Below are 20,746 nucleotides of genomic sequence, written 5' to 3'. Positions count from 1 at the left end.
AGGATGACAAGCGGCGGGCGGAGGACACGCTGCCGCCGACGGTCTGTCTTCAACAGCTTTTTCAGGATTTTCAGAATGGCCGATGGTGCAAGCAACGCCGGTGTAATGGCGAACGGTATCTTCCAGAATTTTGCACCGCCGGTGCGCGAGCAGAGCCTGCTACGCAAGGCAATCACCGCCGCCTATCGCCGCCCCGAAGAAGAATGCCTTGCGCCACTGCTCGACGCGGCAACGGTGACGGCTGAAGAGGCGAAAGCCATTCGCGACACTGCCCGAAAACTGATCGAGGCATTGCGTGCCAAGACCAAGGGCACCGGCGTCGAGGGGCTTGTGCAGGAATATTCGCTTTCCAGCCATGAGGGCGTGGCGCTGATGTGCCTTGCCGAAGCGCTGCTGCGCATTCCCGACACCGCCACCCGCGACGCGCTGATCCGCGACAAGATCGCGCGCGGTGACTGGAAATCCCATATTGGCGGCGGGCGCTCGCTCTTCGTCAATGCCGCAACCTGGGGGCTCGTCATCACCGGCAAGCTGACCTCGACGGTCAATGACAGCGGCCTTTCGGCGGCGCTCACCAAGCTGATCGCCCGGGCCGGCGAACCCGTCATCCGCCGTGGCGTCGACATGGCCATGCGCATGATGGGCGAGCAATTCGTGACCGGGGAGACGATCGGCGAAGCGATCAAGCGTTCGAAGCCGCTGGAAGAACAGGGCTTCCAATATTCCTACGACATGCTGGGCGAAGCCGCGACCACCGCGAAGGATGCGGAGCGTTATTACAAGGATTACGAAAACGCCATCCACGCCATCGGCAAGGCGTCTGCCGGCCGCGGCATCTATGGCGGGCCAGGCATTTCGATCAAGCTTTCGGCGCTGCATCCGCGTTACGCCCGTGCCCAGGCCGAGCGGGTGATGGCGGAGCTTTTGCCGCGCGTCAAATCGCTGATGCTGCTCAGCAAGAAATACGATATCGGCCTCAATATCGACGCGGAGGAAGCCGACCGGCTGGAACTGTCGCTTGACCTTCTGGAGGAACTGGCGCTCGACAAGGACCTCGCCGGCTGGAACGGCCTCGGTTTCGTCGTGCAGGCCTATGGCCGCCGCTGCCCCTTCGTTCTGGATTACATCATTGATCTCGCCCGCCGTTCGGGACGCCGCATCATGGTGCGCCTCGTCAAGGGCGCTTACTGGGATGCGGAAATCAAGCGCGCGCAGGTGGAAGGGCTGGAAGATTTCCCGGTCTTCACCCGCAAGGTCCACACTGACGTCTCCTACATCGCCTGCGCCCGCAAGCTGCTCGCCGCGCGCGATCTGGTCTTCCCGCAATTTGCGACCCATAACGCGCAGTCCATGGCGACGATCTACCATCTCGCCGGTCCTGACTTCAAACTCGGCGACTACGAGTTCCAGTGCCTGCATGGCATGGGCGAACCGCTTTACAGCGAAGTCGTCGGCAAGAAGAAGCTCGACCGGCCCTGCCGTTTTTATGCCCCCGTCGGCACCCATGAGACGCTGCTGGCCTATCTCGTCCGCCGCCTGCTGGAAAACGGCGCGAACTCTTCCTTCGTCAACCGCATTGCCGATCCCGCCGTACCGGTGGACTCCCTGCTGGAAGACCCGGTCGCGGTGGTCAAGGCCTATGCCGTTCCCGGCGCACGGCATGACCGCATCGCCGCGCCCGCCGACCTGTTCGGCCCGGAACGTAAAAACTCCGCCGGCCTCGATCTTTCCAGTGAAACGACGCTCTCTGCACTGGACAATACCCTGAAAGCAGGTGCTGCGACCGAATGGAAAGCCACAGCGCCACAGGCAGGTGGCAACACGCGCCCGGTTCTCAATCCCGGCGACCACAATGATATCGTCGGCCATGTGACAGAACCGACGCAGGCCGATGTCGAAGCCGCCATGCAGCGGGCAGCAGCCTCGAACTGGCCTTCCACCCCGGTGGAAGAACGCGCCGCCTGCCTGGAGCGCGCCGCCGACGCCATGCAGGCCGAAATGCCCGCCCTGCTCGGCCTCATCATGCGCGAGGCGGGAAAATCCATGCCGAACGCCATTGCCGAAGTGCGCGAGGCCATCGACTTCCTGCGTTATTATGCGGCGGAAGCCCGCAGGAACTTCAAGACCGGCGAGATGCCGCTCGGTCCGGTCGTCTGTATCAGCCCCTGGAATTTCCCGCTCGCCATCTTCATCGGTCAGGTCACGGCGGCGCTGGTTGCCGGCAATCCGGTTCTGGCGAAGCCCGCCGAAGAAACGCCGCTGATCGCGGCCCAGGGCGTGCGCCTGCTGCATGAGGCCGGCGTTCCGCAGGATGCCGTGCAGCTTCTGCCGGGCGACGGCAAGACGGGTGCGGCACTCGTCGGCTCCCCGCTGACGGCGGGCGTGATGTTCACCGGCTCGACGGAAGTGGCACGGCTCATTCAGGGCCAGCTTGCCGGCCGGGTTCTGGCCAATGGCCAGCCGGTTCCGCTGATTGCCGAGACTGGCGGCCAGAACGCCATGATCGTCGATTCCTCGGCGCTTGCCGAGCAGGTCGTCGCCGATGTCATCGCGTCTGCCTTCGACAGCGCCGGCCAGCGCTGCTCGGCGCTGCGCATTCTCTGCCTGCAGGAAGATGTGGCGGATCGCACGCTGACCATGCTGAAGGGCGCGCTGCATGAGCTGCGCATCGGCCGTACCGACCGGCTTTCCGTCGATGTCGGCCCTGTCATCACCGCCGAGGCGAAGGGCATCATCGAAAAGCACATCGAGGGCATGCGCGGGCTCGGCCACCGGATCGAACAGATCGAGCTTGCTGGAGAAACCGGCAAGGGCACCTTCGTGCCGCCGACGATCATCGAGATGAAATCGCTGGCCGATCTGAAGCGCGAAGTCTTCGGGCCGGTGCTGCATGTCATCCGCTTCAAGCGCGACAATCTCGACCGGCTGATCGACCAGATCAACGCCACCGGCTATGGCCTGACCTTCGGCCTGCATACGCGTCTTGACGATACGATCCAGCACGTCCTGTCGCGTGTCGCGGCCGGCAATCTTTATGTGAACCGCAACATCATCGGCGCGGTGGTCGGCGTACAGCCCTTTGGCGGACGCGGCCTTTCCGGTACCGGTCCCAAGGCTGGCGGCCCGCTCTATCTCGGCCGCATGACGCAGGAAGCGCCGAGGATCGACCGCGTTGCGAGCCAGCAGGATCAGGCAGCCGTCGATCTCGCCCGCTGGCTGGACGAAAACGGCGAAACCGTCGCGGCCGAAGCCGCACGGCAGGCGGCAGCACTTTCCGGCCTTGGCTTCGAAACCGAGCTGGCGGGTCCTGTCGGCGAACGCAACGTCTATGCGCTGCATCCACGCGGCAAAATCCTGCTGGTGCCGGCAACTGAACAGGGGCTCTACCGCCAGCTTGCCGCGGCGCTTTCCACGGGTAACTCGGTTGTCATCGACAATGCGTCGGGACTGGAAAAATCCATTTACGGACTGCCCGCAACCGTGACCTCACGGATTGTCTGGGCGGATGACTGGGCAAAGTCCGGTCCCTTCGCCGGCGCACTGGTCGAGGGCGATGCGGAGCGTATCGTGGCGGTCAACAAAAAGATCGCCGCCCTGCCCGGCCCGCTGGTTCTCGTTCAGGCCGCGACAACGGAAGCGCTTACCAGTGAAAGCCAGCCCTATAATCTCGACTGGCTGGTCGAAGAAGTCTCCGTCAGCGTCAACACCACAGCCGCCGGCGGCAATGCCAGCCTGATGAGCATTGGCTGATGATATTATCCGGCGGGGCCTTCGGCCCTGCCGGTTCATCCTTTATCAGCTGACATCACCACGGCCGAAGAGCTGGTTCAGAACCTGCTCTTCCAGTCTCGCAAATTCCGCCGTGCCGTGGCGGCGCGGGCGCGGCAGTTTCACATCGAGATCGAGCGCGATGCGCCCCTCATCGATGACGACGATGCGATCCGCGAGAGCAACGGCCTCGGAAACATCATGGGTGACGAGGACGGCGGTGAATTTCTGCTTGCGCCAGATGCGCTCCAGCAGAAGCTGCATTTCGATGCGGGTAAGTGCATCGAGCGCGCCAAGCGGCTCATCCAGCGCCAGGATCTGCGGATGGGCGACAAGAGCGCGCGCCAGCGCCACGCGCTGCTTCTGGCCGCCCGAGAGCACATAGGGCCATTCGCCCGCCCGGTCCTTCAGGCCCACCTCATCGAGAATGGCAAGGGCCTGCTCCTTTGCCGCCTCTCCTTTGGCGATGCCGGTCAGCCCCACGGACACGTTATTCGCGATACGCTCCCACGGCAGAAGACGCGGCTCCTGAAACATCATACGGGTGCGGCTCGATGGGTCTTTCGAGACGGTTCCGGTCGTCGGCGTGTCGAGACCGGCCAGAATACGCAGGAGCGTGCTCTTGCCGCAGCCGCTTTTGCCGATGACGGCCAGAAACTCGCCTTCCCGCACATCGAGATCGATGCCGCGCAGAACCGGCTTGTCACCAAAGCTCTTCGTGACGTTGCGGAAGCTGAAGGCGACCTTGCCATCGGTCGATTTCGTGCGGTGTTCGGTCTTCGCCTCCGTTTCAGGCGGAATGGGTGGCCGGGCATCGGGGCGTCTCAGCGTCGTCACATTACCGGTCGACATGGGTTACCTCAGACTTTCTTGAAGGCTGGATGCCATTGCAGGAAGATGCTTTCGAGGAAGCGGGCGAAACTGTCGGCCAGCTTGCCGAGAAGCGCATAGATGAGGATCGACAGCACGACGACATCGATCAGCAGGAACTCGCGCGCCTGCATGGCCATGTAGCCGAGGCCGGAGGAGGAAGAGATGGTTTCCGCCACGATAAGCGTCAGCCACATGATACCGAGCGCATAACGCAGGCCGGTGAAGATGGCGGGCAGCGCGCCGGGCAGAATGACTCGCCGGAAAAGCGTAAAGGGCGACATGCCATAAGTGCGGCCCATCTCCACCAGTTGCGGATCGACACCCTGAATGCCGAGAAGCGTGTTGATGTAGATCGGGAAAAACACTCCCAGCGCAACGAGAAAGAGCTTCGCCTCCTCATCGATGCCGAACCACAGGATGACGAGCGGAATGAGCGCCAGATGCGGAATGTTGCGGATCATCTGCAGCGTCGTATCGGTGAAGCTGCGGGAAAATCTGGACAGGCCATTCGCCAGCCCGAAGATGAAGCCTATGGAACCGCCGATGGCGAAACCGGCGAGTGCGCGGGCGGAACTGACGCCAATATTGGCGACAAGCTCACCCGAGAGCAAAAGCCGCCAGAAGGCTTCCGCGACAGCGGAAGGGGCCGGAAGCACATTGGCGGAAATCAGACCGGCGCGCGCCGCCGCCTCCCACCCTGCAAGAATGAGTGCGGGGAGCAGCCAGCCTGTGATTCCGCCAATCTCGATACGCTTTCCGGTGCTCACGGCGTTTCCTCCGGCTCAGTTCGTCGCGCCCGACCAGACGGCATCCTTGATGCTGATCTGTTTCGGGATCAGGCCGAGACGATAAAAGCGGTCGGCGGTTTCCTGCTGGCTGGCGATTATCTTGTCGTCAATCTTGGCAATGCCGAATTCAGAACGGTTCGCGGCCAACGTCTGCGCCTCCAGCGGAACACCCGTCACCTCATGCAGGGCGGCAGCAACCTTGTCGCGATTGGCGGCGGACCATTTCGCCGCCTCGCCCAGCGCATCAATGGTGGTGTTGATGGTGTCCGCATGGGATTTGGCATAATCGCGATTGGCGAGGAAATAGGTGCTGACCGCAAGCACATCGCTGGTGCGGGCAAGCGTCACCGGCTTGTAGCGGGTTTCGGCGATCGCGTAGAACGGATCCCAGACGGCCCAGGCCTCAATCTTGTCGCTGGCGAAAGCGGCCGCGGCATCGGCGGGGCTGAGATAGATCACCTCGATATCGCTGAACTTCAGCCCGTTCTTCTCCAGCGCCGCGACCAGCAGATTGTGCGCGCTGGTGCCTTTGCCGACGCCGACCTTCCTGCCCTTCAAATCGGCGACCGACTTGATGCCGCTTTCGGGCTTGGTGAAGATCGCCTCGCCCTTGCCGTTAGAGGGAAGAGCCGCGACATAAACGATGGCCGAACCCGCCGCCTGCCCGAAGATCGGCGGCGCATCGCCGGTCCAGCCGACATTGATGGAGCCGACATTCAAAGCCTCCACCAGCGGCGGGCCTGCGGTGAATTCGACCCAGGAAACCTTCACGCCCTTGGCCTCGAGCGCCTTTTCAATGACGCCCTGCTGCCGGGCGATAACCGGCAGGCCGGTTTTCTGATAACCGATCTTCAGCTCTTCCGCCGCCTGCGCCTGCAGCGGCAGGACGGAGAATGCGGCGGCAACAAAAAGGCTGGCGGAAAGCGCACGGCGGGTGATGGCTGGCATTTCATCTCCTTGTCACCAGCCCCTCTGGCCGGTTCACGATATGGAGCAATGCTAGGGTTTTCCAGTAAAACGATAGAGAGACGATAATTCAATATGAGCGATATTGCGGGAATAAAATTCCGCGCAAATGCGTCTTTTCCGCAAATCGTCTCGGGCACCCTCGTCTGACCCATCAAATAGAAATGCCGGCGCGGATGACGCCGCGCCGGCACGATGGATCAATTTTTCTATCGCCGAGGCGATTATTCGATATCGAAGGAAACGCCCTGCGCCAGCGGCAGCGCCTTGGAGTAGTTGATGGTGTTGGTGGCGCGGCGCATATAGGCCTTCCACGCATCCGAACCGGATTCACGGCCGCCGCCGGTTTCCTTCTCACCGCCGAAGGCGCCACCGATTTCCGCACCCGAGGTGCCGATATTGACATTGGCAATGCCGCAATCGGAGCCTTCCGACGACAGGAACCGTTCCGATTCCTGCATATCGCGGGTGAAGATCGATGAGGAAAGACCAGCCGCGACGGCGTTATGGTCGTCAATCGCCTGGTCGAGATCGCTGTATTTCATGACATAGAGGATCGGCGCGAAGGTTTCTTCCAGCACCGGTCCCGCCTGCTTCGGCATTTCGACAAGCGCCGGCTTGACGTAATAGGCATCCGGCGCACCCGTATCCACACGGCCGCCGCCATTTACCACGCCATCATGGGCTTTCGCCGCTTCGAGGGCCTTCTGCATGCCGTCGAAAGCCGCCTTGTCGACCAGCGGGCCGACGAGTGCGGAGGTTTCCAGCGGGTTGCCGACAGAAACGGAGGCATAAGCCTTTTTCAGACGCGGCACGAGCTGGTCATAAACGCTGTCATGCACGAAGAGACGGCGAAGCGTGGTGCAGCGCTGGCCGGCCGTACCCATGGCGCCGAAGGCGATGGCGCGCAGCGCCATGTCGAGATCGGCGGACGGGCAGACGATGCCGGCATTGTTGCCGCCAAGCTCCAGAATGGCGCGGGCGAAGCGTTTCGCCAGACGCGGGCCGACATCGCGGCCCATGCGGGTGGAGCCGGTGGCCGAGACGAGCGGCACCTTGGGATTGTCCACCAATGCCTCACCCACGGCGCGGTCGCCGATCAGCAGCTGGGACAGGCCTTCCGGCGCATCACCGAAACGGGCGGCGGCGCGTTCGAAGATGCCCTGAACGGCCAGCGCCGTGAGCGGCGTCTTTTCCGAAGGCTTCCAGACAACCGAGTTGCCGCAGACGATGGCGAGTGCCGCATTCCACGACCACACCGCGACCGGGAAATTGAAGGCGGAGATGACGCCGACGACGCCGAGCGGATGCCAGGTTTCCATCATCCGGTGGCCGGGGCGTTCGGTGGCGATGGTGAGGCCATAAAGCTGGCGGGAAAGGCCGACCGCGAAATCGCAGATATCGATCATTTCCTGCACTTCGCCGAGACCTTCGGAGGGAACCTTGCCTGCTTCCAGCGAGACGAGACGTCCGAGATCGGCCTTAAAAGCCCGCAGCTCTTCGCCGAGCAGCCGGATCAGTTCGCCACGGCGGGGCGCCGGTACATTGCGCCATACCTTGAAGGCGGCATCGGCCCTGTCGACCACGGCGGCGACACCTTCGACCGAGATGGTCTTGAGGCTCGCGACCTGTTCACCGGTCACCGGGCTGAAGGAGGCCATATCGCCGCCGGTATAGAGATCGCGGGCAACGCCCATCCTGTCGAGCAGGGCCGCGGCTTCCTGTTTCACGTCGAGCTTCGTGGTCGCATCCATGTCCATCGTCCTTTTGGCTGAAAGGGGAGGAAAGGCCGTTTTGATACGGCGCTTTCAACTCCCGTCACTCGTCTTTCCCCGAATTTGTCATTCGTTCTTTGAAACTGGCGTTTTGCACCGTTCCATTCTTTCCCGTAATCATATATGGCCATAATGACCCTTTTCCAATGAGGAAAGCGGGTAAGTTGATGCGAGAATGGAATGGATCCACGCCGAAGACTGGTCCCTGACATCGTTACCCTGCAGGCGTTCGAATGCGCGGCACGGCACGGCAATTTTACGCGTGCTGCGGAAGAACTCAACCTCACGCAGAGCGCGGTGAGCCGGCAGATCGGCGAACTCGAAGCGCAGACGGGAATGCAGCTGTTCGAGCGCATCCGCAGGCGGGTCGTGCTTTCAGAGGCGGGGCGCAAATTCCTGCCCGATGTGCGGCGCCTCCTGCAGCAATCCGAGCAGCTGATGGTGCGCGCGGTTTCGGCAGGAACATCGCAGGCATCGCTTTCGGTAGCGACACTGCCGACATTCGGCAGCCGCTGGCTGATGCCGCGCCTCTCCCGCTTCATCGACACCAATCCTGATATGACGATCACGATCGGCTCACGATCGCACCCCTTCGATTTCGACGAGGAAGGGTTCGATCTCGCCATTCATTATGGCCAGCCGGTCTGGGCGCATGGCACCTGCACATTTTTATGCAATGAGGTGATCGTGCCGGTCGCGAGCCCCGCCCTGCTGCACCGCGCCGGCGTGAGTCGGCCGCAGGACCTGACCGGGCAACCGCTCCTGCATGTGACGACGCGGCCGAAACTATGGACGGAATGGCTGGAAATGAACGGGGTGACGGCTGATAATGCCTATCAGGGCAGCCGTTTCGACCAGTTCTCCATGATCATCGAGGCTGCGGCGAGCGGCATCGGTTTCGCCCTTCTGCCGAAATATCTCATCGAGGCGGAGATCGCCTCCGGCCGCCTCGAAATCGTCTTCGACATCCCGCTGCAGACCGACAAGAGCTATTACGTGGCCCTGCCGGAAGGACGGCAGGACAATGCGCTGGCCCGCGCCTTTCAGGCCTGGCTGCTCGATCAGGTCGGCAAGCCGGTTTAGTCCGTTATCCGTTCACCTCACAGCGAAACGTCATCCAGCCCCGGAAGATCAGGACCGACAGGCACGATGCGGGTCGGGTTGAGCGCCTTGATGGAATAATAACCGCGCTTGATATGGTCGATATTGACCGTGTCACGCACGCCCGGAACGTTCAGCACCCGCATCATATAAGCCTGCAGGGCGGGATAATCGGCGATGCGGCGGAGATTGCATTTGAACAGGCCGTAATAGGCGGCATCGAAACGCACCAGCGTCACAAAAAACCGGACATCCGTTTCGGTCAGGAGACCGCCGAAAAGGAAAGGCCCGCCTGAGACGAGGCGGATTTCAAGCTCCTGAAGCGTCGCGAACACGTCGGCGAAGGCTTCTTCATAAGCGACCTGCGTGGTGGCAAAACCGGTTCTGTAAACGCCGTTGTTGAGCCGCGGATAGATGTGGTCATTGAGAGCATCGATCTCATCGCGCAGCGCTTCCGGATACAGGTCCACGCCATTGTCGGCCAGAGCGCCGAAACCGGAATTCAGCATGCGCAGAATATCGGCGGATTCGTTGTTGACGATGGTTTTCGTCTTTTTGTCCCAGAGCACGGGCACGGTGGCGCGACCGGTATAGTGCGGATCCGCGCTGGTATAGACCTCATGCATATAGGTAAAGCCGTTGAGCGTATCGCGATCCGAGCCCGGATAGTCGCCGAATTTCCAGCCCTCGTCGGAAAGGGCGGGCTCGACAACGGAGACCGAAATCACCTCTTCCAGCTTCTTCAACTTCCGGCCAATCAGCGTGCGCGATGCCCAGGGGCAAATCAGCGCGACGTAAAGATGATAGCGGCCGGGCTCAGCGGCAAAACCGCCCTCACCCGTTGGTCCAGCCGAACCGTCAGGTGTCACCCAGTTGCGGAAGCCCGAGGTCTGGCGGACAAAGCCGCCTTTCTTGTCGGTCGCCTGCACCGGATGCCAGTCAGCGGTCCATTTTCCATCCACGAGCATTTGCGGCTCCCCGTTCATCTAAAGATGAAAGCCTTATGGGCCGGGTCACCACCGCTTCACAAGCCGCGCTTCGGTTGACGCACTGTTTCCGATCGGCGGATGGACTCAAAGGCGATTGCGGAAAAACGGGTTCCAGCGCACGGTGCCCAGCCTCACCTTTTCGCGGATCATCGTGAGCAGCCCCGATGCGGCGATGACGCTCAATCCCAGCACCGCCATGGCGTCAGGATATTCGTGGAAGAAGGCCATGCCGATCGCCACGGCCCAGAGGATTTGCGAATAATGCGACGGCGCAATCTGGCTCGCCGGCGCGATACGGGTTGCGACCAGAAGCGTGACCTGCCCCGTTGCCGTGCAAAGCCCGATGAAGGCGAAGGCCAGAAGCTGGTGCAGATCGGGCATGACAAAATCGGGGATGGAGGCAATACCGTTGAAGGTGAGGCCATAGATCAACAGCACGCCCATGATCGAAGTCCGCTTTTCCTTGCCCGCAAGTGAGCGCAAAAGCACGATGGTCATGGCCGCCAGGAACGCGACGCCGATGGCGGCGATATGCCCAAGTTCCAGCGTCTTGAAGCCCGGCCGCACGACGAGGATGACACCGACGATGCCGGCCAGAACCGCCGCCCAGCGCCAGGGGCCGATATTCTCCTTCAGCACGACGGCGGAAAGGACGGTCACGAAGAGCGGTGACAGGAAGATCAGCGCATAGGCTTCCGCCAGCGGAATGGTGGTGAAGGCATAGATGCCTAACATACCGGCGAAGAGGCCGGAAATGGCCCGGCCATGCACGGCGAAAGGCCGGCTCATGCGCCAGAATTCACGCCATCTTTCCTCGCGCGGCTTGCTGAAGAAGATGAAGATGCCGGAAAAGAGGATGCTGAAGAAGCCGATTTCGAAAACGCTGATCTGCGATCCAAGCGACTTGATGGTGGCATCGCCCAAGGAAAAGGTCGCATAAGCGAACAGGCCGAGCAGAAAACCCTTTTGCATTTGAACGTCCCCGAACACCGACCGCAACGCAAAGCTTCCCCCGGTCGCGTGAAGCAACCCGGACGCCCCTTCAAGGGGCAGACAGTCTGGCAGATTTGATCCTCACCCTATGGCTAGACCCGGCTACCTATGAGTGCAAGCCGCAAAACAGGCAAAAATGCGCGATCTCACCGCATCGATGCAATCGGCTGCAAGGTGCGGCAAATTTGTCCCGCCGCGGCCATCACATCACCGTCATGGAAAGAGGTTAGCCGGTGTTGATCGTGGCGCTTGGCGACGGGCATGAAGGCGGCTAAGTATGTCATGGTATTTTTCACCCGCCGATTTCCCCGGCCGGTGTCGCTGCGTTAACATGACCTCGCTAACCGAAAGGAAAAAGAATGCGGATTGTGATGATCGGTTCGGGTTATGTCGGCCTCGTGTCCGGCGCGTGTTTTGCAGATTTCGGCCATGACGTGGTCTGCGTCGACAAGATGCCGGAGAAGATCGAAGCCCTGAAAAACGGCCATATCCCGATCTTCGAGCCGGGTCTCGATGTCATCGTTGCCAACAATGCCAAGGCTGGCCGATTGAGCTTCACGACGGATCTTTCCGCCGCGGTCGCCAATGCCGAGGTCGTCTTCATCGCGGTCGGCACCCCCTCGCGGCGCGGCGATGGCCATGCCGATCTCGGTTATGTCTATGCGGCGGCGAAAGAGATCGCCCATGCACTCGACGGATTTACCGTCATCGTCACCAAATCCACCGTTCCCGTCGGCACCGGTGACGAGGTGGAACGCATCATCCACGAGGAAAACCCCTCGGCCGATTTCGCCGTGGTCTCGAACCCGGAATTCCTGCGCGAAGGTGCCGCCATTGAGGATTTCAAGCGGCCGGACCGCATCGTCGTCGGCCTTTCGGATGAGCGCGCCCGCCCCGTCATGACCGAGGTTTACCGCCCGCTTTATCTCAACCAGTCGCCGCTGCTCTTCACCACCAGACGTGCATCCGAACTCATCAAATATGCCGCCAACGCTTTTCTGGCGATGAAGATCACCTTCATCAACGAGATGGCTGATCTGTGCGAAAAGGTCGGCGCCAATGTGCAGGATGTCTCGCGCGGCATCGGGCTCGATGGCCGTATCGGCCCGAAATTCCTGCATGCCGGCCCCGGTTATGGCGGCTCCTGTTTTCCCAAGGACACGCTGGCGCTCGCCAAGACCGCGCAGGACTATGACGCCCCGGTGCGGCTGATCGAGACCACCATCGCCATCAACGACAACCGCAAGCGCGCCATGGGCCGCAAGGTCATCAACGCGATGGGCGGTGATGTGCGCGGCAAGAAGATTGCCGTGCTTGGCCTCACCTTCAAGCCGAATACCGACGACATGCGCGACAGCCCGGCAATCGCCATCATCCAGACCCTGCAGGATGGCGGCGCGAAAGTGGTCGGTTACGATCCGGAAGGCATGGCGAATGCCCGCCACCTGATGGAAGACATCGACTATGCGGACGGCCCTTACGAGGCAGCGGAAGACGCCGACGCCGTGGTGATCGTGACGGAATGGAACCAGTTCCGCGCGCTCGACCTGCCGCGCCTGAAGGCGATCATGAAAAGCCCTGTTCTGGTGGACCTGCGCAATATCTACCGCACGGATGAAGTCGCCGCGCATGGCTTCATCTATGCCGCAGTCGGTCGTCCGCACGAAGGCGCATAGAGGTTTCGTTTTCTCAATTTCATTAAAAGGTTTTCTGCGCTTCGGTCAGACCGAAAACGCACCAACGGATTCGGGATATAATCATCATGCGTTATCTGGTTACCGGTACGGCTGGCTTCATCGGCTTTTACGTTGCGAAACGGCTGCTGGACGCCGGCCATTTCGTGACCGGCTTCGACGGCATGACGAAATATTACGATGTCAGCCTCAAGGAAAAACGCCACGCCATTCTTTCCCGCTCCAACGGCTTCCGGGCCGAGATCGGCATGCTGGAAGATACGGATGCGCTGAAGCGAGCGGCAGAGGCCGCCGAGCCTGAGATCATCATCCACCTCGCAGCCCAGGCGGGTGTTCGTTACAGCCTTGAAAATCCGCGCGCCTATATCGATTCCAATCTCATCGGCTCGTTCAACATGCTGGAGCTCGCCAGAAGCCTTGATGTCAAGCACCTGATGCTGGCATCGACCTCCTCCATCTACGGCGCCAACGAGAAAATCCCCTTCGCGGAAAGCGACAAGGCCGACGAGCCGATGACGCTTTACGCGGCCACCAAAAAATCGATGGAGCTGATGGCGCACAGCTATGCCCATCTACACAAGCTGCCCACCACCGCCTTCCGTTTCTTCACGGTCTATGGCCCGTGGGGACGGCCGGACATGGCGCCGATCAAATTCGTCGACGCCGTCTCCAACGGCAGAGCGATCGATATTTACGGGCAAGGTAATATGAGCCGCGATTTCACCTATATCGATGACCTCGTGGAAGGCATCGTCCGGCTGAGCACGGTCATCCCTTCCGAGGAAAACCGGGTCACTCAGGAAGGTGTCACCGACACGCTCTCGCACCATGCGCCGTTCCGCATCGTCAATATCGGCGGCGGCCAGCCGGTGGAACTGATGCATTTCGTTGAGACGGTCGAAAAGGCGGTCGGCAGGCCGGCTATCCGCAACATGCTGCCGATGCAGCAGGGCGATGTGCCCCGCACCTTCGCCTCGCCCGATCTTTTGAGAGCCCTGACCGGCTACGTGCCGCAAACCCCGGTCGAGGAGGGCATCAAGGCCCTCGTCGCCTGGTACCGCGAAATGCACCCGGCCGAATTACGGGAATAAGCTCACAGCGTCGCCAGCAGGCGGTTGGAGATGGTGCCGCCGGACGCGCTCTGCATGCTGATCTTGGTTTCCACGGCCTCGATGATCGTGTCGCTGAAATCCATCTCGGTGAGATCGCGGATATTGGAAAGGCCGCCCGGCGAAAACACGTTCACTTCCAGTATCTTGTCACCGACAATGTCGAGCCCGACGAGGAACATGCCGTCCTCCACGAGCTTCGGCCGCACCATCTCGGCAAGCGCCACGATTTCATCCGTCACCTTCACCGCCTCGGCGGTGCCTTTGGCATGGATGTTGGAGCGCAGGTCGCCCTTGGCCGGCACGCGGCGAAGGGCGGCATATTTGCCGTCACGCATCAGCGGCCGGCCATTCATCATGAAGAAGCGGATATCACCATCCTTCGCAGCCGGCAGATAGGCCTGCGCGATCAGATAACCCTCAAGGCTGACCGCCTCGAAAATCTGGTTGAGATTGGCCTCCTTGCTGGAGCCGATCTTGAAGACGTTCTTACCGCCGGAACCCTGCAGCGGCTTGACGATGACGCCCTTGGGGTGGCCATCGGCAAAGGCGCGTATTTCATCGACATTGCGCGAGATGATCGTGGTGGGGCGGACGATTTCAGGAAAGCTCTGGAAATAGAGCTTGTTCTGCGCCAGCGCCAGTCCTTCGGGATCATTCAGCACCACAACGCCGCGCTGTTCGGCAAGCCGCCCGAACAGGATACCCGCATGCACCGCCCACGGTCGCGTTGTCTGGTCGAGCGAGGGGTCGTTGCGCAGCATCAGCGCATCGATTTCCTCCACATCCATGGTGCGCCGCTCCAGCGCCTTGTCCTGAAGGGCGGCATGGAAGCCTTCCGATTTCTTGTATTTTGTCTTCGGCAATACGGTGGCATGGATGGTCAGGCTGTCATCCGCGCGCAGGGTAAAATCCCCTGGTGTCAGATAGACCACCTCATGGCCGCGATTGAGCGCCGCCATGGCAAGCAGGCCGGTCGCGTAGTTCGGCCCCTCGGTTTCGATGGAATTGACGAAAAATGCGATACGCATGAAGCCCCTCCTATAAAGTCGCCAGTTCGGCAATGGATAATCCCGCCCGTATTTTTTCCAGCCGCTCATTGGCCTTGGCGGGCAGCAGAAATGCGGGTCGGACACCCGGCGGACGAAGCAGGCCGCGCAGGGCGAGCTCCTGCATGACAGGAAAATGGGCCGCCGCAATCTTGCCCATCCAGAACGGATCGAGCGCGCCGCCCCTGCGCAGATGGTCCATCACCTCGGCCAACCCGCGCAGATAAATCGCATCCTTGGAGAGACCCCCGCCGCGATAGATGCGCAGCACCATGTTGAAGGCCGCGGCCTCGTCGAAACCGTGTTCGCGGGTCATGATGCGGAAAGTGTCCACGAAAGTCGCACCATCCAGCATGGCGGCGCAGCCGACGACGCGGCCGGCGATCAGCCGCAGGCGCTCGCGCGTCATGCCGCCGGCCAGATGTTCCGCCAGCACCGCCAGCCCTTCCTGCACGCCCTCATAACCGGAAAGGCCGGTGCGGAAGAGCCGCAGCCCCTGAAATGAGCCGTTGAAATAGGTAAGAAGATGCACACCGATCTCATGCGACAGGAGCGCCTCGACACGGCGCTGTTCCATGACAGTATGGCGGGAGATCAAGAGCTTCTCGCCCGTCACCATCAGGCCGGGTGGCAGGTCATCACGGATTTCGACGCGGGCCTTGAATTCCGGCTCCTCGCCCAGATAGGTCTCGACCATTTCGCGCGACTTCCTGGCGACCACGTAACAATCCACCATGGCGATTTCGCCGCTTTCTTGCCTGTGCGGGCAATCCTCAAGCACGCGAAGCGCCAGCGTCAGAAGAGCGGGTTCGACGGCGCCATAGAGGGCGCGTGAAAAATCGGTGAAGGTGCGATGATGCAGGCTCGCCAGCATCGTCAGCTGCAGATCGATCTCCCGCTGTTTCTCCCGGTAGAGATGATAGAGCACCGGGTCTTCAAGATGGTCGAAGACGACGGAATAGAGCTTGCGCTTCTGCTCCTCCACATCCACGCCCAGCGGCCGGTAAAGCAGGCGCGGCGCGTACTGGAAGCTGCCATCGCGAAACTCCTCGAATGCCCGCCGCGCATTGATGGGCGTGACGGAGAGAAGAAAATCGAAGGAGGAGACAATCTCGTCGATCGACCGGTCGGCACGTTTGACCGCATCGACAAAGGCCTTGCGGCCAAGCGCCCGGTGACTGGTGACCTTCAGCGCATCCATGCCGGAGGAAAAAGACGAAAAGGCCTGCAGACCGGCATCGAAGAGATCGGCAATCATCGTCTCGCGCAGACCGGGATAATCCGCACCGGATTCCGGCTGGCGATAGATCGGCGCGAAGCGCACGCTGATGCAGGGAAAATCCAGTCCGGCATTCTGAAACCGGAGGACCGGGTCGGCTTCCGGCTCCGGCCGGGTGATGCGCGGCGTGCGAAAGCGCACTTCGGCATCACAGACCGCCTTGATGAAGACCCGGCGCGCTTTCTGGGTTTCCGGTTCTGACGTCGCCGAGACCGAAACCTCATAATGCGGCAGGAAGGGAGAGTCGTCGGCGAGCAGGATGTCGTGTTCAAGCTCGCCAATATCGAGAACAATAAAGGCGCCGAAACGCTCGCGCATGACCGCGCCGACCGCCTCGATCAGCGGCGCGGCCTCCTGAATGTTCGAAGCGATGAGATAGGAGGCATGGGCGGCGGCGATGTCGCGCGCGGCGAGATCTTTCGTGCCGCCCGTCAGATGCAGGCAGAGGAACGGCAGCGGTCGGTCGATGTGCAAACGGCCGTCTTTTCCGACATCGCGGCGGATGGCCTTGCCGGCTTCCAGGCACAACACCACGTCATCGACCAGATCGGTGATTGGGGATGGCGCGCTGCGGACGGGTGAGAGGTTCATCGCCGCGCCCTCAGACATTCTTCGAGAACCGGCTGGAGCGTTGCGATCGCTTCACGAATATCCGCCACCACGCGCTCATCCGGCTTTCCCGTCCACTCGTCCATGAAGAATTTCTTGAACTCGATTGCAATGGCGCAGCCATTTTCGGCGAAACGCTCGTGGATGAAGCGCGTCTGCTCGCCCTTGCCCTGAAACGCCACATTCTCGCGAACATCGAGACGGCGTCCGCCGATGGTCGCAGACGCGAAATGATGACCGACCGCGCTGACGACATCGCCCCATCGGCTGCGATCCATGGAAAAGGTGCCGATATTGATATCGGGCGCCTCCGCCTGCGCCGTCGCCGGTGCGTCGGCGCCCTGCCGGCGATGATTGTAACTGTGCACATCCAGCACCACGAAAGCACCATGCCGTCGCTCGAGCGTTGAGAGAACGGTTTCAAGCATCGCGTAATAATCGGCGTGGAAATCGAGCGATTGCCGGCTGGCCTGTTCCGGCGGCGTCTGGTTCCAAACCTCCAGCCCCCAGGATTGTTCCGGCTTCAGATAGATCGCCTGATCGGTGGCGCGATTGAGATCGACTTCAAAACGGGAATGGTGAACGACGATCCGGTTCGTCAATCCGGCGACCATCTCGCCGGTAAAGGGATCCTCCTCTCTCAGCCGCTTTTCCGGCGAAAGAGCCATCAGATCGGCTATATCCATGCGGATGAAATGACCGTCATGGATGGCCGTGCCGATAACGGGCGAATTGCCGAAATCGATCGACCAGAAGCCCCTGTTTTCGTTGTTACCCCGGTATTCGCCGTCACTCTGTGTGGCTGCCATGCTGCCTCCCTGCATCGGGGATAAAACAACACGACATGTCCGTTTGTTCCGGTAAAAAATTGCGCACTATTCATTTGTGCCTGGCAATGATGCCGCCCGAAAAAACTGCGGAACCATCCTTTAAAGCTCACGTTGTTCCAGCAGGAGGGCCGCCGTGTCAAACGGACACGATGGTGCCGAAGAACACCGGGATTTTTCCGTTTTCTCCCGGTGGCCAACGAAATGGCAGCCGAGCTTCTTACCCATCCGGCGCCCCTCCGTTCCCGTTTTCCACGCACAAGGAGCTGCGACATGGAAAAGACCGAAACACGCAAACTTGCGGAAGAATATCTGCGGCTCGGCGGCACCCGCAAGGTCATGATCGACGACAACAAGACCTTCGTGCGCCAATGGAAAGCCGAACCGGCGGAAGCCGAGCGATTTTGGCAAACCAACATCGAAAATCTCGATGAGAAGCGCCTCAAGGACGTGGAATTCTTCCTCCCCTCCATGAATTCCGACAAGGACGACTGAACCCAGAAGGAGACAGATATGACTGCCATCAACGCCGCAAAAATCCTCATTCTCGCAACGGACGGATACGAACGTTCCGAGCTGCGGGTGCCGTATGACCAGTTGAAGGCCAAGGGTGCGGACGTGAAGATCGCCTCCATCAAGGAGGGCGAAATCAAGAGCTGGGATAAGAAGAACTGGGGCGACAGCATCACCGTCGATCTCTCGGCCAAGACCGTAAAAACCGAAGATTTTGACGCGCTGGTTCTTCCCGGTGGCCAGATCAACCCGGATATTCTGCGCCATGACGAGGATGCGATGCGGGTGGTTCGCGATTTCGTCAAATCGGGCAAGGTGGTTGCCGCCATCTGCCATGCGCCGTGGCTGCTTGTCGAAGCGGACGCCCTGCGCGGCCGCGACGCCACTTCCTATTGGTCGATCAAGACCGACCTCAAGAATGCCGGCGCCAACTGGAAGGATGAAAAGGTGGTAACGGACAAGGGTATCATCACCTCCCGCAGCCCTGACGATCTCGATGCCTTCGTCGCCAAGATCGTGGAAGAGATTGAGGAAGGCCGTCACGAACGTCGCGCCGCTTAAGACACGAACGACATTCCCGTGCCGCCGGTTTCCGGCGGCACTTTTATTTTGGAGGAAGAATATGAAAAGCAGATTGCTGGCAAGCGGCGCGGAGCGCACCTTCATCCTCGTCATCGATCCCGAGGAAGAAGCCTTCGAGGCCATCAGGCGTTTTGCCAGGGCCGAGAACATCAACGCCGCCTCTGTCACCGCGATCGGCGCCTTCGCCACGGCAACGCTCGCCTTTTTTTGATCTGTCCACGCAGGACTACAAGGAAATACCGGTCACCGAACAGAGCGAGGTCCTGAGCCTGCTTGGCGACATTACGCTTGACGAGAACGACACGCCCAATCCGCACCTGCATGTGGTTCTGGGTTTTGCCGACGGGTCCACAAAAGGCGGCCATTTTCTGAAGGGCGTGGTTCGTCCCACTCTGGAAGTCGTCATTCGCGAAACGCCCGCAGAATTGCGGCGCAGCTATAACAGGGAATTCGGCATCGCCCTTATTGACCCTGCGAAATAAACCCAACGGAACCGGAAAAACGCCATTGCGTTATCCTCCGCACAAGGGGACGGCATGGCGGTTACGGTCAATCAAAAACATGGGGAAGATGACGAGGTCAGGCAGTTCCTGATCGGCCTTGCGCGCGGCACAGCGGGTGCATTGCTGTTTGCCCTGCCCATGCTGATGACCATGGAAATGTGGTTCCTCGGTCTTTACGTCAACTCATGGCGGCTTCTGCTGCTCTGCATCCTCAACCTGCCGCTGCTTCTTCTTCTTGCCCGCCGCATCGGTTTTGAGAATATCAATTCCTGGAGCCAGGCCCTGCGCGACGCGATAACCGCCTATGGGCTGGGCATCGCTGTCAGCGCGGGCGTGCTCCTGCTGTTCGGCGTTCTGAACGACCAGCTCACCGCCTCCAATATCGTCGCCAAGGTCGCGCTGCAATCCGTTCCCGCCAGCATCGGCGCGCTGCTCGGCCGCAGCCAGCTCGGCCAGCATTCCGACGCAGAGGACGAAGAGGAAGGCGAGTATTCCGGCGAGACAGGTTATCTGCACGAGCTTTTCATGATGGTGGTGGGCGCGCTCTTCCTCAACCTCAATGTCGCCCCGACGGAGGAAATGATCCTGATCGCCTACAAGGTGACGCCCTATCACGTTCTGACCCTTTGTCTGCTGTCGATCGCCATCATGCATGGCTTTGTCTATGCGCTTCACTTCAAGGGCTCGCATCAGCTGCATGAAGGACAGCAATGGTGGCAATCCTTCATCCGCTTCACCCTGCCCGGCTACGTCATCGCCATCGCCATCAGCATCTATACGCTCTGGACCTTCGAGCGCCTCGACCACACCTCGCTGTCGCAGATCATGAATGCCGCCGTCATTCTCGGTGTTCCAGCCTCGATCGGCGCGGCGTCGGCCCGGCTGATCCTGTGAGGACAAGATGACGATATCGAAAAACGGAAAACAGACGGAAAGCGCCGATCCGCATTGGATCGAATGGGTGACGGGAACCATCTGCACCTTGCTCGTCGCCGCGATGCTCGGCTGGATCGCCTATGACATCTATCGCTATGTACCCGAGGATGCCCGCTTCGACATCGCCGTCACCAGCGTGGAGGGGCAGCCCGGGCAATATCGGGTGAAATTCGACATCCGCAACCTCTCCATGACCACCGCAGCGCAGGTGCAGGTGCGCGGCGACCTGCAGCGGAATGACGCCGCGCCGGAAAACGCCGATGTGACCTTCGATTATGTCGCCTCGGAATCGAAGGACAGCGGCACGCTTTTTTTCCGCAGCGATCCCCGCAGCGGAACGCTCACCCTCACTGTCGCCGGTTATACCGAGCCTTGACCCATTCAGGACATCT

The 20,746-nt window shown here is 60.8% G+C and carries 18 protein-coding genes and 1 pseudogene; 9 read left to right on the top strand and 10 right to left on the bottom strand.

The genetic code is table 11. The features are described from left to right. Positions 1–75 precede the first annotated feature (75 nt). On the top strand, positions 76–3,750 hold the full coding sequence (gene putA / locus V6R85_RS16860) for a trifunctional transcriptional regulator/proline dehydrogenase/L-glutamate gamma-semialdehyde dehydrogenase (protein WP_111793002.1): 3,675 nt from the start codon (positions 76–78) through the stop codon (positions 3,748–3,750). 45 nt (positions 3,751–3,795) lie between these two features. Here putA and V6R85_RS16855 read toward each other — a convergent pair whose 3' ends face one another. The 4 genes from V6R85_RS16855 to amaB all read right to left on the bottom strand — a co-directional run bounded on the left by V6R85_RS16855 (position 3,796) and on the right by amaB (position 8,149). Further along, complete coding sequence (locus tag V6R85_RS16855; protein WP_020009952.1) at positions 3,796–4,620, bottom strand: ABC transporter ATP-binding protein; 825 nt, start codon at positions 4,618–4,620, stop codon at positions 3,796–3,798. 8 nt (positions 4,621–4,628) lie between these two features. After that, positions 4,629–5,408 carry an ABC transporter permease subunit gene (locus V6R85_RS16850; RefSeq protein WP_111793001.1) on the bottom strand — a complete coding sequence of 260 codons (780 nt, stop codon included), beginning with the start codon at positions 5,406–5,408 and terminating at the stop codon, positions 4,629–4,631. Positions 5,409–5,423: 15 nt separating this feature from the next. After that, positions 5,424–6,377, bottom strand: coding sequence for a sulfonate ABC transporter substrate-binding protein (locus V6R85_RS16845; RefSeq protein ID WP_111793000.1), 954 nt, complete (start codon positions 6,375–6,377; stop codon positions 5,424–5,426). A 242-nt stretch (positions 6,378–6,619) separates the two neighbouring features. Continuing rightward, entirely contained in the window at positions 6,620–8,149 is a 1,530-nt protein-coding gene (gene amaB, locus V6R85_RS16840) for an L-piperidine-6-carboxylate dehydrogenase (RefSeq protein WP_077998595.1), read from the bottom strand. Between the two features lie 201 nt (positions 8,150–8,350). On the opposite strand from amaB, the gene V6R85_RS16835 reads away from it, so the two are divergent. Further along, the gene (locus tag V6R85_RS16835; protein ID WP_111784248.1) at positions 8,351–9,253 is read left to right on the top strand and encodes a LysR family transcriptional regulator; all 903 of its coding nucleotides are present in this window, start codon (positions 8,351–8,353) and stop codon (positions 9,251–9,253) included. A 17-nt stretch (positions 9,254–9,270) separates the two neighbouring features. Here the strand turns inward: V6R85_RS16835 and V6R85_RS16830 are convergent, their stop codons facing one another. The 3 genes from V6R85_RS16830 to V6R85_RS16820 form a co-directional block, all read right to left on the bottom strand. Then, complete coding sequence (locus tag V6R85_RS16830; protein WP_111792999.1) at positions 9,271–10,239, bottom strand: glutathione S-transferase family protein; 969 nt, start codon at positions 10,237–10,239, stop codon at positions 9,271–9,273. A 105-nt stretch (positions 10,240–10,344) separates the two neighbouring features. Then, positions 10,345–11,232 (bottom strand): DMT family transporter, encoded by an 888-nt coding sequence (locus V6R85_RS16825; protein ID WP_111792998.1) that lies wholly within the window; start codon positions 11,230–11,232, stop codon positions 10,345–10,347. Positions 11,233–11,399: 167 nt separating this feature from the next. Further along, entirely contained in the window at positions 11,400–11,549 is a 150-nt protein-coding gene (locus V6R85_RS16820) for a hypothetical protein (protein WP_162690248.1), read from the bottom strand. Positions 11,550–11,612: 63 nt separating this feature from the next. Between V6R85_RS16820 and V6R85_RS16815 the strand changes: the two genes are divergently transcribed. Next, positions 11,613–12,929 carry a UDP-glucose dehydrogenase family protein gene (locus V6R85_RS16815; RefSeq protein WP_003508722.1) on the top strand — a complete coding sequence of 439 codons (1,317 nt, stop codon included), beginning with the start codon at positions 11,613–11,615 and terminating at the stop codon, positions 12,927–12,929. Between the two features lie 86 nt (positions 12,930–13,015). Beyond that, positions 13,016–14,038 carry an NAD-dependent epimerase gene (locus V6R85_RS16810; protein WP_087746418.1) on the top strand — a complete coding sequence of 341 codons (1,023 nt, stop codon included), beginning with the start codon at positions 13,016–13,018 and terminating at the stop codon, positions 14,036–14,038. A 2-nt stretch (positions 14,039–14,040) separates the two neighbouring features. Here V6R85_RS16810 and V6R85_RS16805 read toward each other — a convergent pair whose 3' ends face one another. Genes V6R85_RS16805 through V6R85_RS16795 form a run of 3 tightly spaced genes read right to left on the bottom strand, consistent with a single transcriptional unit; the run spans position 14,041 to position 17,802 of the window. Beyond that, positions 14,041–15,087: a glutathione synthase gene (locus tag V6R85_RS16805; RefSeq protein WP_003508719.1), complete on the bottom strand. Its 1,047-nt coding sequence runs from the start codon at positions 15,085–15,087 to the stop codon at positions 14,041–14,043. 10 nt (positions 15,088–15,097) lie between these two features. Continuing rightward, positions 15,098–16,975 carry a flavohemoglobin expression-modulating QEGLA motif protein gene (locus V6R85_RS16800; protein WP_111792995.1) on the bottom strand — a complete coding sequence of 626 codons (1,878 nt, stop codon included), beginning with the start codon at positions 16,973–16,975 and terminating at the stop codon, positions 15,098–15,100. Then, positions 16,972–17,802, bottom strand: coding sequence for an N-formylglutamate amidohydrolase (locus tag V6R85_RS16795; RefSeq protein ID WP_111793005.1), 831 nt, complete (start codon positions 17,800–17,802; stop codon positions 16,972–16,974). The genes V6R85_RS16800 and V6R85_RS16795 overlap by 4 nt, the downstream gene beginning before the upstream one ends. Positions 17,803–18,093: 291 nt before the next feature. Here V6R85_RS16795 and V6R85_RS16790 point away from each other — a divergent pair, with 291 nt between their 5' ends. The 5 genes and pseudogenes from V6R85_RS16790 (at position 18,094) to V6R85_RS16770 (ending at position 20,730) form a co-directional block, all read left to right on the top strand. Continuing rightward, positions 18,094–18,315, top strand: a complete 222-nt coding sequence (locus V6R85_RS16790) for a hypothetical protein (protein ID WP_020009963.1) — start codon at positions 18,094–18,096, stop codon at positions 18,313–18,315. Positions 18,316–18,333: 18 nt separating this feature from the next. Beyond that, positions 18,334–18,894: a type 1 glutamine amidotransferase domain-containing protein gene (locus tag V6R85_RS16785; protein ID WP_020009964.1), complete on the top strand. Its 561-nt coding sequence runs from the start codon at positions 18,334–18,336 to the stop codon at positions 18,892–18,894. 61 nt (positions 18,895–18,955) lie between these two features. Continuing rightward, positions 18,956–19,397 (top strand): annotated as a pseudogene (locus V6R85_RS16780) (PPC domain-containing DNA-binding protein). A 54-nt stretch (positions 19,398–19,451) separates the two neighbouring features. Then, the gene (locus V6R85_RS16775) at positions 19,452–20,312 is read left to right on the top strand and encodes a TIGR02587 family membrane protein (RefSeq protein ID WP_336377086.1); all 861 of its coding nucleotides are present in this window, start codon (positions 19,452–19,454) and stop codon (positions 20,310–20,312) included. 7 nt (positions 20,313–20,319) lie between these two features. After that, positions 20,320–20,730, top strand: coding sequence for a TIGR02588 family protein (locus V6R85_RS16770; protein WP_060723403.1), 411 nt, complete (start codon positions 20,320–20,322; stop codon positions 20,728–20,730). The last annotated feature ends 16 nt before the right edge of the window (positions 20,731–20,746 follow it).

It is taken from the genome of Agrobacterium sp. CCNWLW32 (genome assembly GCF_037083425.1).
Lineage (GTDB): Bacteria > Pseudomonadota > Alphaproteobacteria > Rhizobiales > Rhizobiaceae > Agrobacterium > Agrobacterium radiobacter.
This window is presented reverse-complemented; position numbering and strand designations above follow the sequence as displayed.

What these genes read in the sequence shown, in the direction of transcription:
- V6R85_RS16825 (WP_111792998.1), bottom strand. Translation starts at nt 11,232, where the DNA reads ATGCAAAAGGGTTTTCTGCTCGGCCTGTTCGCTTATGCGACCTTTTCC.
- V6R85_RS16845 (WP_111793000.1), bottom strand. Translation starts at nt 6,377, where the DNA reads ATGCCAGCCATCACCCGCCGTGCGCTTTCCGCCAGCCTTTTTGTTGCC.
- V6R85_RS16770 (WP_060723403.1), top strand. Translation starts at nt 20,320, where the DNA reads ATGACGATATCGAAAAACGGAAAACAGACGGAAAGCGCCGATCCGCAT.
- putA (WP_111793002.1), top strand. Translation starts at nt 76, where the DNA reads ATGGCCGATGGTGCAAGCAACGCCGGTGTAATGGCGAACGGTATCTTC.
- amaB (WP_077998595.1), bottom strand. Translation starts at nt 8,149, where the DNA reads ATGGATGCGACCACGAAGCTCGACGTGAAACAGGAAGCCGCGGCCCTG.
- V6R85_RS16805 (WP_003508719.1), bottom strand. Translation starts at nt 15,087, where the DNA reads ATGCGTATCGCATTTTTCGTCAATTCCATCGAAACCGAGGGGCCGAAC.
- V6R85_RS16790 (WP_020009963.1), top strand. Translation starts at nt 18,094, where the DNA reads ATGGAAAAGACCGAAACACGCAAACTTGCGGAAGAATATCTGCGGCTC.
- V6R85_RS16785 (WP_020009964.1), top strand. Translation starts at nt 18,334, where the DNA reads ATGACTGCCATCAACGCCGCAAAAATCCTCATTCTCGCAACGGACGGA.
- V6R85_RS16855 (WP_020009952.1), bottom strand. Translation starts at nt 4,620, where the DNA reads ATGTCGACCGGTAATGTGACGACGCTGAGACGCCCCGATGCCCGGCCA.
- V6R85_RS16795 (WP_111793005.1), bottom strand. Translation starts at nt 17,802, where the DNA reads ATGGCAGCCACACAGAGTGACGGCGAATACCGGGGTAACAACGAAAAC.
- V6R85_RS16800 (WP_111792995.1), bottom strand. Translation starts at nt 16,975, where the DNA reads ATGAACCTCTCACCCGTCCGCAGCGCGCCATCCCCAATCACCGATCTG.
- V6R85_RS16830 (WP_111792999.1), bottom strand. Translation starts at nt 10,239, where the DNA reads ATGCTCGTGGATGGAAAATGGACCGCTGACTGGCATCCGGTGCAGGCG.
- V6R85_RS16775 (WP_336377086.1), top strand. Translation starts at nt 19,452, where the DNA reads ATGGCGGTTACGGTCAATCAAAAACATGGGGAAGATGACGAGGTCAGG.
- V6R85_RS16835 (WP_111784248.1), top strand. Translation starts at nt 8,351, where the DNA reads ATGGATCCACGCCGAAGACTGGTCCCTGACATCGTTACCCTGCAGGCG.
- V6R85_RS16810 (WP_087746418.1), top strand. Translation starts at nt 13,016, where the DNA reads ATGCGTTATCTGGTTACCGGTACGGCTGGCTTCATCGGCTTTTACGTT.
- V6R85_RS16815 (WP_003508722.1), top strand. Translation starts at nt 11,613, where the DNA reads ATGCGGATTGTGATGATCGGTTCGGGTTATGTCGGCCTCGTGTCCGGC.